At 44.3% G+C, this 12,705-nt stretch carries 9 protein-coding genes and 2 pseudogenes; 4 read left to right on the forward strand and 7 right to left on the reverse strand.

What is annotated here, in order from left to right; translation table 11 throughout:
* Window positions 1-202: 202 nt before the first annotated feature.
* Complete coding sequence (locus ABN702_RS17105) at window positions 203-334, reverse strand: hypothetical protein (RefSeq protein ID WP_417897966.1); 132 nt, start codon at window positions 332-334, stop codon at window positions 203-205.
* Window positions 335-501: 167 nt separating this feature from the next.
* Complete coding sequence (locus ABN702_RS17110) at window positions 502-2,433, reverse strand: endonuclease MutS2 (protein WP_417897967.1); 1,932 nt, start codon at window positions 2,431-2,433, stop codon at window positions 502-504.
* A gap of 630 nt (window positions 2,434-3,063) precedes the next feature.
* Between ABN702_RS17110 and ABN702_RS17115 the strand changes: the two genes are divergently transcribed.
* Both ABN702_RS17115 and ABN702_RS17120 read left to right on the forward strand, forming a co-directional pair.
* Window positions 3,064-3,339, forward strand: a complete 276-nt coding sequence (locus tag ABN702_RS17115) for an ion channel (RefSeq protein ID WP_417897968.1) — start codon at window positions 3,064-3,066, stop codon at window positions 3,337-3,339.
* Between the two features lie 29 nt (window positions 3,340-3,368).
* Window positions 3,369-4,553: a cation:proton antiporter gene (locus ABN702_RS17120; protein WP_417897969.1), complete on the forward strand. Its 1,185-nt coding sequence runs from the start codon at window positions 3,369-3,371 to the stop codon at window positions 4,551-4,553.
* Between the two features lie 53 nt (window positions 4,554-4,606).
* Here the strand turns inward: ABN702_RS17120 and ABN702_RS17125 are convergent, their stop codons facing one another.
* The 3 genes from ABN702_RS17125 to ABN702_RS17135 form a co-directional block, all read right to left on the reverse strand.
* A complete protein-coding gene (locus ABN702_RS17125; protein WP_417897970.1) occupies window positions 4,607-6,133 on the reverse strand; it encodes a glycine betaine uptake BCCT transporter in 1,527 nt (508 codons plus the stop codon).
* Between the two features lie 502 nt (window positions 6,134-6,635).
* Window positions 6,636-7,247: a sterol desaturase family protein gene (locus ABN702_RS17130; RefSeq protein WP_417897971.1), complete on the reverse strand. Its 612-nt coding sequence runs from the start codon at window positions 7,245-7,247 to the stop codon at window positions 6,636-6,638.
* Between the two features lie 21 nt (window positions 7,248-7,268).
* Complete coding sequence (locus ABN702_RS17135) at window positions 7,269-7,946, reverse strand: GntR family transcriptional regulator (protein ID WP_417897972.1); 678 nt, start codon at window positions 7,944-7,946, stop codon at window positions 7,269-7,271.
* Between the two features lie 334 nt (window positions 7,947-8,280).
* Here ABN702_RS17135 and ABN702_RS17140 point away from each other — a divergent pair.
* A pseudogene (locus ABN702_RS17140) lies at window positions 8,281-9,405 on the forward strand (M14 family metallopeptidase).
* Window positions 9,406-9,461: 56 nt separating this feature from the next.
* Here ABN702_RS17140 and ABN702_RS17145 read toward each other — a convergent pair.
* Both ABN702_RS17145 and ABN702_RS17150 read right to left on the reverse strand, forming a co-directional pair.
* A complete protein-coding gene (locus tag ABN702_RS17145) occupies window positions 9,462-10,562 on the reverse strand; it encodes a carbohydrate-binding protein (protein WP_417897973.1) in 1,101 nt (366 codons plus the stop codon).
* Window positions 10,563-10,674: 112 nt separating this feature from the next.
* Window positions 10,675-11,036, reverse strand: a pseudogene (locus ABN702_RS17150) (PH domain-containing protein).
* 234 nt (window positions 11,037-11,270) lie between these two features.
* On the opposite strand from ABN702_RS17150, the gene ABN702_RS17155 reads away from it, so the two are divergent.
* Window positions 11,271-12,644: an alkaline phosphatase gene (locus ABN702_RS17155; RefSeq protein ID WP_417897974.1), complete on the forward strand. Its 1,374-nt coding sequence runs from the start codon at window positions 11,271-11,273 to the stop codon at window positions 12,642-12,644.
* Window positions 12,645-12,705: the final 61 nt, after the last annotated feature.

A 12,705-nucleotide genomic window follows, 5' to 3' on the forward strand; every position in this document is an offset into this window, starting at 1 on the left:
AGGAATTTTGTCGAATGGTGCGATTTGTGCATAAGTGGAGTATTTTTGAGCGCATTTAAAAAAATTTAAGCGCATATTCTATTTTTTGTGCATAACAGTTTGTAAATTGTGCACAAATCGGAATTTTTGTGCATAACCGTTTTTTCAGCACTCAAAGCCCATATAAAAGGCCGCCGATTCGAGATCAGCGGCCTTTCTTTTCTTATTCTTCGTTTGATTCCTCTGAATTTGTTTCAGTTCCGTCGTTATTGTTGTTCATTTCATCGTTGTTGCAGCCGGTTGCAAGTCCTAATAGCATAAGGGAAGATAATAAAGCGATTAATCCTTTTTTCATCTTTAGATTGCCTCCTTGGATTGCTTGCATGATTTGTACTACAGGACTATCATACAAAAAAATCGGGCAGACAGAAGTTAATTTTCAAAAAATTAACACAACTCATACAGTCGTTAACGAGGGGTTTACAATTTTCACAAACTACACAGCTACTCTAGCAAGCGACATTACTTCTCGTTGTCCTCGATAATCACCTCATCAATATGCCGCTTATTCATCTGGCTGCGCAGCTTGCGGTTTTCCTTGGATTCAAAGATGATATCATAGTCATAGCCTTCCTCGTAAAGCTCTTCCGCCTTGATGTAGAGGGTCAGGCGCTTGTGATTGAAGGTCCTCATCTCTCCTTTTACCTGCACCACTACATTTCCGCGTTCATCTGCCGGCTTATAGACAATCCCGAACTCGCCGATCGAAGGAATCTTCACGTTGTCCCCCATTTTAAAGACGATCTCCCGGGCACCTTTTTCCACAGCAGCATGCTTTTGCTTGTGGATATATTTCTTGTTCATCGCAAGCTGCCTGTTAAGCTCATGCAGGGATTTATCTGTTGCAGCCGTATAATCATGCTTTTCCTTATACGTGATTTCATGGGCACGTTCAATCAGCTTTGGATGCATCCCGAGGCGAAGCGCGATGGCAAATGCCTGGCTGGCCCCGCCTTCACCGACAATCAGGCGATATGTCGGCTTTAACGTTTCCACATCAAATTCCATCGAGCCGTTCATGAAGCCTTCCTGGGCATTGGCAAATTCCTTGATTTCGCTGTAATGCGTCGTAGCAAGCATAGTGGTTCCTTTGTTAAAGAGCTCTTCTAAAATCGAAGTCGCAAGCCCCATCCCCTCCGCTGGATCGGTTCCAGATCCAAGTTCATCGAGCAGCACCAATGTCTGCGGTGTGCTTTCCGCGAGAATGTCGATAATATTCTTAATTCGTGAGGAGAATGTGCTCAATGATTGTTCAATGCTCTGTCCGTCCCCGATATCAACGAGGATTTTTTGGAAGATGGCGATTTCACTGCCTGCTTCTGCCGGGATATGCATGCCACATTGCGCCATCATGGTAAGAAGCCCGACCGTCTTGATGGTCACCGTTTTGCCTCCCGTATTCGGACCAGTAATGACAAGCGCGTCGAAATCCTCTCCGATTACCAGGTTTAATGGCACGGCACTCTTACCTAATAAAGGATGGCTGGCCCCCTTCAACCGAATCAGGTGATGCTCATTCATTTGCGGCGCTATCCCGTTGATCGCGATGCTATACTTCGCCTTGGCAAAAATCAGGTCGTAGCTAACCATCATATCCATCGCAATTTTAATTTCGTGTTCATGCTCCTCCACGAGTCCCGTCAGGGCAAAAAGGATCTTTTCTTCCTCTGCCTCCTCCTGGAACTTGAGCAGGTTGATGGAGTCCTGGATGACGCTTACCTCCTCAGGCTCGATATAGACGGTGGAGCCTGATGCGGAAATATCCAACACTGCTCCCTTGATGTTGTTTTTGTACTCCTTTTTCACCGGGATGACGTATCTGCCATTCCGGATGCTGACGAGGTTTTCCTGCATATATTTACTGTATTTTGCCGACTTGGCAAGCTGTTCGACACGCTGCTTGATCCGCTCCTCCAAAGTGGAGATCTGCTTGCGGACCTTTAAAAGCTCCTTGCTTGCATAGTCATCCACTCTCCCGTTACGGATACAGCGAATGATCTCAGCCGCAATATGCTCCAGAGCAGAAATCGAGTAGACATAGGAAGTGATGGTCGGTGCCACATATTCCTTATCCTTCATAAATCGTCTTAGCTTCTCGATGCATTCCAGGAATTCGTATAGCCCCATGAGCTGATCTGGACGGCAGGGCACACCTTTATGAAGATTTTTCAAGATGTATTCGATGCCATGGAGGCCGTGGATCGGCACGCTTGCGCTAATTTCAAGAATCTTTTTTGCTTCTGTCACTTCATGGAGCCACGCATCTATCCTCTTCTTATGCGTGGATGGCTCAAGTGATGTGATGGCCTCTTTCCCAAGTTCTGAGATGCAATAGGATGCTGCCTCTTTTTTCAAATCTGTGAATTGCAATGCTTGATTGGTTGTGTGATTCAATGTTTTTTCCTCCTAAGATTTAATCTGCTTGATAAAGCTGATACGTGCGAGGAAAAGATGGAACAAAGTCTTCACCTTATTTTTGCATATAAAAAAACGCAGAGAACAACACTCGTTCTTTGCGTTTTGAATGGTAGTTTAATTAGAAGAAAGGTGACAGGCAGAAAAATACCTATTCACTCATCTCAACTAACATTTTATGGAGCAGGCGCAAACCCGTGTTCTTAACCTTTTCGCGAGAAAAAAAACATACTTAAACAGAGCCCGACCTTTAGCCGAACCAGCGTTTTTTCCACACGCACGTATCAAATTACGTTAGTTAAGAACTACACCTTCCATAAAACAATCTCCTTTATAGGTAAGATACTTACATTATATAGGATTGAAAGTTGGTTGTCACTAGCAGGTATCTGAATTATTTTTCTTCCACTTTTTAAAAAGTAAAGGTTTACCGTTATAAACGGTAATGAGAAGGGAAACGGAATTAAAAAGGAGGTCATCATTATTTCTATCATACTTATCTTTCTGACGATTTTATTTCTGTTAGCCAACCTTTACTATTTTTTCACTAATAAAACGTATAAGAAAAGTTATGCCAATTCCGCGCTTTTCTATAAACTCTTTTTTGTCTTGCTCAGCATTACCTTTGGTTTTGCCGTACTTTACTATCTATTATCATTTGAGGAAGTGATTTTAAAAATACCCAACTCTACTGGTACTCAGGGAAAAGGTGATTTTTTTACTTATCTTTATTTTAGTGGAGTCACGATTCTTTCTGTCGGCTATGGAGATGTGGTTCCGGTTGGCAGTGCTAGATTTTTCTCTCTTATACAAGCAAGTATCGGCTTGTTATTGCCAACCGCCTACTTTATGAAAGCGATGAACGGTTCCAACGATGAAAATTAATCCATTCTACAACAAGGAGGACAGGAAGGATGCAAACAACACCGATCATCATCTTGTTATTTATCGGATATATTATTTTCTCCATCGATAAAAAGAAGGAGGATTTCCCTGTCCCGCCAATATTGGTGCTACTGGGAATCGCTCTGTCTTTCATTCCTTATTTCTCTTCCATCGAAGTGACGAAGGATTTGATTTACCACATTCTTTTACCTGCTCTCCTCTTTATATCTGCATACCGCTTCCCTCCTTCTGCATTAAAGCGGAACGGCGGCATTATCGGTTTTTTTGCCACCATCGGGATCATATTGACAATTCTTCTTTTAGGAGGTGCCATTTATGCAGCGGCAAGTCCATTTGTTTCTTTATCCTTTATCGGATGTCTAGTGATCGCGTCGATGCTTACCCCAACTGACCCTGTATCGGTTGTATCCATTTTGGAGCAGTCTACGGGAAACAAGTTGATGGCGGATATCGTGGAAGGAGAGTCTTTAATCAATGATGGAACGAGTATTGTCATCTTCACCGTCCTTTCTGGGATGTATCTTCAAAATACCCAGTTTTCCATCGGCAAGCTTTTAGGTGAGTTTTTTATTATCTCTCTTGGAGGAATTATTCTCGGGTTAGCGGTTGGATGGTTATTCAGTAAAGCTATACACATTACCCATCATAAAGAGTACCAAGTAATGCTGAGCATCATCCTTGCATATGGGGTATTCAATGCAGCCGAGCTCGCAGGTGTTTCCGGTGTGTTGGCGACAGTATTTGCCGGTATCATGCTTTCCTTCGAGTTTGAGCGGTCGATAAAGGAAGACCATTTCAGAGAGTCACTGGATGGTTTTTGGGGTGTTATCGAGATATCGATCTTGTCCCTGTTATTCTTACTGATCGGGATTGTAGCTGCCCACCACCTATCCTTTAATAATTTAGGACTCGCCTTTGTTATTTTTCTTGCTTCTTTGGTTGTAAGGATTGTTATCATTACAGGAACTACCCAATTGTTTCCTGCATGGCGGAATAAAATCACCTGGAAGGAATCTATACTTTTAAGCTGGTCAGGGCTAAAAGGCTCCATGTCTGTCTTTTTGATATTAAGTCTGCAGGCAAAGGAATCACAGCATACGGACTTAATTATTTCCCTCACATTTACAGCCGTTTTATTATCGCTTTTTGTCCAAAGCATTGGGATCCATCCGCTATCCAAAAAACTGAGGTAAGAACTTTTCCGTAAAAAAATGCCTGACCATAAAATTGGTCAGGCATTATACTTTCAACTTGCTGTCTTTTCCGGCTTTGCTTTTTCTTGTTTCTTCCAATCCGGATTCATTTGCTTTTTATATTCTTTTCCTAGTTCTTTATACAATCCGTAACACATCACCAGAACAATGAAGGTCAGCGGAAGTGCACTGACGATGATGGCCGTTTGCAGCCCGGTCAATCCGCCTGAAGCAAGCAGGACAAGTGTTGATGCAGCCAAGATGATGCCCCATACCACTTTTACACCATTAGGGGGATTCAATTTTCCGCCTGTAGTCAGCATCCCGAGGACAAAGGTTGCCGAGTCTGCAGAAGTGACGAAAAAGGTCGTAATAAGCGCAACCGTCAGTACGGAAAGAAGCGCACCGAAAGGTAACTGCTGAAAAACAAAGAATAGGGCAGTTTCCAAGCTTTGGCTTGATACATCCAAGCCTTGAACGACCTCAAGGTAAATTCCTGTCCCTCCAAAAACCGTGAACCATAGTGCACATACAAGAGATGGAACAAGAAGAACCGCTATGGTAAACTCCCTGATTGTGCGGCCCTTGGAGACACGGGCAATGAACATGCCGACAAATGGAGTCCAGGAAATCCACCATGCCCAGTAAAAGACTGTCCAGCCTTGCGTCCACGCTGCTTCATTTGCATCAAAAGGAGCTAATCTCAATCCCATCAATGCAACATTCTGGACATAACTCCCTAACGTGGAAGTGAACATATTCAATAAAAATAAAGTAGGCCCAAGGATAAGCATGACGAAAAATAATACAACAGCAAGAGACATATTAATATTGCTTAAATATTTGATTCCTTTAGATATTCCTGTAGTTGCTGAAACAATGAAAAGTGCTGTAATGACAGCCATGATGATAAACTGCACGGTAAAGTTATTGGGAATTCCAATTAAATACTCCAGGCCGGCATTAATTTGCTGGGATCCCAATCCCAATGAAGCTGCAACACCAAACAACGTAGCAAAAACGGCAACCACGTCCACGGTTTTGCCTATCGGTCCTTTCACCTTTTCACCAAGCACAGGATGAAGCGTGGCACTCATTAATCCAGGGGCATTCCTATTATACTTTTGATAGGCAAGCGCCAATGCCACAATCGCATAGATGGCCCAAGCATGAAGACCCCAGTGAAGCCAAGTATAGCGCATGCCAAGTATGGCTGATTGTTCCGTCCCGCCTTCACCTATCGGAGGTGCGGAGAAATGAGAAATCGGTTCCGATACCCCATAGAACAAAAGGCCTATCCCCATTCCGGCAGAAAAGAGCATGGCAAACCAAGTAGGGCGGCTGAACTCCGGCTTGGTATCTTGTTTTCCGAGTTTAATTTTTCCATATTTACTGAAGATCATAAATGCGGCAAATAAGAGGAAGAACGTGGCAACCAACTGATAAAACCATCCGAATTTCTCTAATACGAAGCCTTTAGCCACTTCCATAGCAGCTCCCAATTGCTCCGGAATCAACACTCCGATCAGAACAAATACCGCTGCTATTCCAACCGAAATTTTAAAAACTGACCTGTCCATAACGCATCAACATCCTTCTACAATTTAATAAATTTACTAACCCTAAGTCTATCTAACTATTAAACCATATTAAGAAAAAATAGAAAAAAGCGCCCTGCACGGAAATACACGGGTATTTATCCATTTTACCCATCCAGCTACAAATAGCCTGATATGAAGCAATGTTACTATCGTATAGTTCCATATACTCTGGATAGCTTTTAAAAAAGATGGCTGTGTTAAAGACCGCTGTTGATTTCCGCACTAGGCTGCGCTTTCCGCGGGCGGTCCGGGAGCCTCCTCGGCTTCGCCTGTGGGGTCTCCCCTGTCCCTTCCTCCCGCAGGACAAGGAAGGCTGCGGCAGCGATACATCGCACGAAGAAAATGCTCGCATTTTCGAGGAGTCTTCGCCTATTGCTCCAATCAACAGCTAGATTCTTAGAAAATCAACACTACTCAATAACAGAGCCAAAAAGATAAAAAAATCAGAAGTTCACATCCTCATGAGTTTCTTTTTCCTTTTTCAAGCCCGTTTTTCCAGATCCTTCGCCGTTTTACTCGTCTCTACCTCTTTTTCATCCTTTAGCGTCCCAAACAGCACATCGACAAAGGGAGTGGAAACGCCATACCAGAAGTTTTCATTCTTATAGTGATGAAGGATGTGCATCTTTTTGACCCATATACCGAACCTTGATTTAGGCTTGATCGGCCGGTGTGCCACATAGTGCTTCCATTCATACAGGAAAAGCATTGTCTTCAGTCCGGCAGCAAACGCCAAGGTCAGCCAGATATCACCCGCAATCAGGTAAAAGATGACGGCCAACACCGACAAGTTCGGCAGACTGTACCATAATGGTAAAAATAAAAGATGCAGGTCATTCGGATTTGTATGGTGGTCATAATGCAGGCGTTTCAGCATTTTCAAAAGGATTGGGCTCTTCGGCGGCTTCAAATGGAAAACAAACCGGTGGGTCATGTATTCACTGAACATGAAAACCAGGAGTCCAAGCGCAAGACAGGCAACAGCGGCCCATGTGAGTCCATGCCAGACCTGGTAGGTAATACTCAGGAAAATCAATCCTATTAATATCGTAATATCAGGAAACAAAAGGAACTCTTTGTAATACCCTTTCACTGTACCCCACTCCCCATTCTTTTATTTAACTTTGGATTGCTCTTTCCACAATCTAATACTCTTTTCCATAATCTCCTTGACCAGGTTCTTCGCCTGTGTGCCGTCCCCAGACAGGGTTGCCGCCATCAGCTCACGATAATAGGCTCTCGAGGCATCGCGGTAAGTCTCTTCATAGAAGTAATGCGTTGCCATCTTCACATAAAGATGACCGAAACTGTTCAAGATCAGTAGATAGATAGGATTTGGCGATGCGGCAGCAAGCCCCCTTTGAAGTCGCCAGTCATATTCGGCAAAGTCGGCAGGCTTATCTGGAACTGTCTCGCTTTCTTTGAGGAGCGCGACGACGGATAAGGGCTTATACGTCACGGCATCTTTCACATACGCCGGCGACAGACTTTTTCGGAACTCTAAAAGATGCACAATAAATTCGTTCGGCATGCTCTCCTCCTCATCAAGAAGGTGCACTATGGTCATCAAGTTGCCTTCTTTCCAATAATCATTGACCACCGCCCTCTGACCACTGCGGATTGTCAGCCACCCATCCCTTTCGAGACGCTGCAGGACCTCACGGATTACCGGTCTTCCCACTTCATACTCTGCTGCCAATTCCCTTTCGGATGGAATCTGGGTTCCTGGTGAATACTCCTGCTGCAGTACTTTACGAATGAACAATTTTTCTATTTTATCGGTTACTCTCATTCTTACACCCCAAACTGGTAATACCAATATTTTATCTGGTATTACCAGTTTACGGCGTACCCCGTATTAAATGCAATAATTTTCAGAAAATATAATCTCATTAGTTTTCTACAAATCCTTTTTTAAAAGTATATTTTTTTCTAACCTCTTAACCGCTTCTCCCTGCTGCATTTCACATTTGGATTAAACAAACGTTTGTTTAAAAATTGCTATTTCAGGAAAGTCATAATAGTTCCTATGCTCGAGACGCTACTTTAAAAGACATACGTTTCTCTCTGAACTCGGAAGGGAAACTAAATAAACAAACATAGAAAAACCTGAAAGGATGATGACCATGAAAGAAACTGATAGATATTTTAAAAACAGTTATGAGGAATCCCGCAATACCTTCCGAGGACACCTGGTTAAAATAAAGGAAAAATGGCCAGAAGCGTTGCTGTCGAGCCACAAAATCGGACAGGAAAAAGATAACACAGTTGACATGATCTATTCCGAAGCACTAACTGACAACAGGCAGGTCCTATTTTTCACATCCGGGGAACATGGCATTGAATGGTATGCAGGTGCAGGTGCCATCCATCTGTTTGTGGACGAATATCTTGACTCCATCGATCCCAATACGACGGGAATATGCCTGATTCACGCATTGAACCCTTGGGGAATGAGGCATTTCAGACGGGTGACGGAGAATAACGTCGACCTGAATCGAAATTATTTATATGACCCGGATACTGTTCCAAGAGACGTCAATCAAACCTATGCGCAGGAAAAGGAGCTATTTCTCCCTAATGGAAGAATAATGGACATAAAGGAAGAGAAGGCAACCTTATATACCCTGCTGGCTGAGGGGGCGGCGCAGGCAAGCTATAATGCCATGAAGGAAGCAAAAGGCATGGGACAGTTCGAGTTTGAAAGGGGGGTCTAATACGGTGGAAGCAAAGAGGAAGAATCGACAGCCTTTCTTAAATCCATACAAAAGAAATTATTATCCACCTATCCACGGGTCATACATATGGATTGGCACACGGCGCTCGGCCCAACCAATGAAGTGACGATGTTGGCATCAGAGCTTGATCCCCGTTGCGAAGAGGAATTAAAGGCCCTTTACCCCTTAAAGAATATTCAAACGTTCACACCGAAAAAAGTAAAGGGTGACTCTACCAACCATTTTCATAAACTCAAATGTGAAGAGTATCCCGGGACCCACCTCTTCTCTGCTCTTTTCGAATTCGGTACCTTCGGAGAGGGAATCAAATCAGAATTACGCGAATTCACCACCATCATTTTAGAAAACCAGCTATATTGGGAGGGTGCTGAAAAGGAAGAAGACATGCAGTGGATCAAGAGTGAGTTCCATAAAATGTTCTATCCCGAAGATGAACAATGGCGTCAATCCGTATTGAATGAAGCGCGTATTGCGATGAAAGCAGTTTTAAAAGCGGAAAAGTTGATGAAGTAACGAGAAAGCACCTGCTTCCTTTTACGGGAAAAAGCAGGTGCTTATCTATGAAAATATTAGGCGAACCACTTATGCCAAAGCCTGTTGTTGCCGCCTCGGACAAATGTGTCGATGCGGTTTCGGTCCCACGAAACCGCTGCCGGTGAGGATTGGACCCCGCCACGAGGGGCACCAAGGTTTGCCCACTCGCTCCAGCGTCGGCCATTCCAAAATATCTGCCACATCCGGTCATCTCTGCCTTTTAAGAAGACATCAAGCCGGTTTGGTGCCCAGCTTGCTGCAGCCGGGGCGCCATCCAAGCCTCCACGCGGGGTACCGAGATTCTCCCATTGGCGCCAGCTTCTTCCGTCCCACCATTTGTGCCACAGACGGTTGTTGTTGCAGATGGCAAAGACGTCAATGCGATTCGGTCCCCATGATACAGCACCAGGAGATCCGCCTAGGCCGCTGCGTGGAGAACCAAGGTTTTCCCACTGACTCCAGCTTCTTCCGTCCCACCATTTATGCCAGAGGTTATCATCCATCCCCTGGACAAAGCAATCCAGGCGATTTTCCTGCCAGGATGCAGCTGCCGGTGATCCCTTGAAGCCGCCTCGGGGGGAACCTAAGTCCTCCCATTGACTCCAGCTTCTTCCGTCCCACCACTTATGCCACATACCATCATTCTGGCCCTGGACAAAGGTGTCGATTCGATTCGGTCCCCATGATACGGCACCAGGAGAACTCCTTAAGCCGCCTCGAGGGGAACCCAGGTCCTCCCATCTGCTCCACCGTCTGCCGTCCCACCATTTATGGAACATCCGGTTGCTCTCGCCGCGTACAAATGTATCCAGGCGATTTGGCGCCCAGGATGCTACGGCAGGTGCCCCTCGGAATCCTCTAAGCGGTGCTCCAAGATCCTCCCACTCCCGCCAGCTTGCACGCATATCAGACTGGGATACTTCCCCCACCAGGGCCTCCTGGTTGCGGTAATATGGTCTCGGATAAGGATATGGGTAATAATAAGGAGCCGGATAGTAAGGGTATGGATAATAAGGATAGTAAAAAGGACGTCTCGGACGCGGATAAAAATAGATGAGCCGTTCATTCGAAAGGTTGTTGCGGTAATCTAATGAACCATGCTGATAAATTTGATTTTGATTTTGTGGAAAGTACAAAAAGAAAACCTCCCCATAGTTGTTTGCCTAATAGCGTATGCTGCGGTAACGGGTGGAGGTGCGTGTCTATTTTTTATATTCCCTTTAAACGCAATTGTTTTAAAGAGCCTTTTTATAAAATATGCTTTCCTATAATTCTATCAAGCTTCCTGATATCCACTTTCTTATTTAGATTCAGCTTGAACGTTCCAGCCTTTGTCCATAGCTCCAGTTCAGCATTCATATCAAGCATTCCCCGTTTTCTGAGGAGTACATGATAATGCTCTTGAACGGAATGGTATAAACTTCGACTTTTTTCCCTGTAATCCCTTGGCGGTCTGCGATGATGATACGTTTGTTGGTGACAACCGCTACGTCTCGAACAGTTTTATAGGCGATTTCTGCCGTTTCACCATCAATAAGTACTTCTTCAATTTCCCTTGGCACACTTGTTTCTTCATAAAATGTCCATGTCATAATTGCATTTACTGCCATGACGTTTACCCCCATTCAATCTTCAAAATTAGTCTCTCCCTTTGACGATAGTACAAATATTGGGAATTAGCAACTTTTCCACTAACACTATCACTTTCTTCGTTTACTATGCAATAAACCGTAATAACCCTGTTACCTCTTTGTAAACAATCTTTACAGCTGCTACAAACGCACTTAATAGTATGGCAATATAATTACGCTTGTAAGTTATTAAACTTCAGGAGGTCCAAATCAATGGCATTATCCAAAAAGTTATTAACCGTAGCAATGGCGTCATCACTTGCAGTGAGTGGCTTGGCGTTTCATCAGGCTTCTGCTGAAAAAGGTGGAAACAAGAAGAAAGGTGAAATCCAGAATGTTATTTTCCTGATTGGAGATGGTATGGGAAATTCCTATACGACAGGATACAGGACGTTAAAGGATGATCCGAATACCCCGGAGATGGAAGATACAAAATTTGATCCTTATCTAGTAGGCATGCAATCTACTCATTCTTGGGATCCGGAAGAAAGTGTCACAGATTCCGCAGCTGCTGCAACGTCGATGTCAGCAGGTATTAAAACGTACAATGGTGCAATTGCCGTTGACCTGGAAAAGAAAGATGTCAAAACCGTTCTCGAACAGGCCAAGGAAAACGGACAATCCACGGGGCTGGTTGCCACTTCCCAGATTAACCACGCAACCCCGGCGGCATTCGGTTCGCACGATGAATCCCGCAACAACTACAATGAAATTGCCGATGATTACTATGATGACCTGATTAACGGAGAACATAAAGTGGATGTGCTGTTGGGTGGGGGGACAAGCTATTTTGTCCGCGACGACCGCGACATCACGAAAGAGTTTGAGAAAGATGGATATTCTTATGTTACAACACGCGATGAAATGCTGAATGATAAAAACGAGCAGATCCTTGGTCTTTTCGCTCCAAAAGGAATGGACAAAAAAATTGACCGTCCTGCAGAACAGCCTTCATTGAAAGAAATGACGAATGCTGCTTTGGAGCGCTTGGATAAGAATAAAAAAGGATTCTTTTTAATGGTAGAAGGAAGCCAGATCGACTGGGCCGGACATGATAATGATGTTGTGGCGGCAATGAGTGATATGGAAGATTTCGAAGAGGCGTTCCAGGCGGCAATCGATTTTGCCAAAAAAGATAAGAACACCCTTGTTATCGCGACGGCTGACCACTCGACTGGCGGGATGGCACTGGGCCGTGACGGAGTGTACAAATGGGATCCATCTGCAATCAAGGCAGCGAAAAAGACACCTGACTTTATCGCAAAAGAAATTGCAGAAGGTGCCCCAGTGGAAGAAACGTTGAAAAAGTATATTGACCTTGAGCTGACTCCAGAGGAGGTTCAATCGGTCCAGGAAGCAAAGGATACTAGCGGCGATGTTCTGGAAATCGACAATGCCATCGAGAAAATTTTTGACCTTCGCACCGGAACAGGCTGGACGACCGATGGACACACCGGTGAGGATGTAACGGTTTATGCATATGGCCCTGGAATGGAAAAGTTTGCAGGGAAAATTGACAACACCGACACGGCAAAAGAGATTTTCGCTATCTTGGAAAAGGCTCGACCTTCTCATAAAAAAGAGTAAAGCTTCAAATCAAAAAGCATTCCGCGGCCACGCTACGGAATGCTTCAATTTTTAGGAGGTT

Origin of the sequence: Bacillus haimaensis, assembly GCF_048270625.1 — a bacterium.
GTDB classification, from domain to species: Bacteria; Bacillota; Bacilli; order Bacillales; family Bacillaceae_I; genus Sutcliffiella_A; species Sutcliffiella_A haimaensis.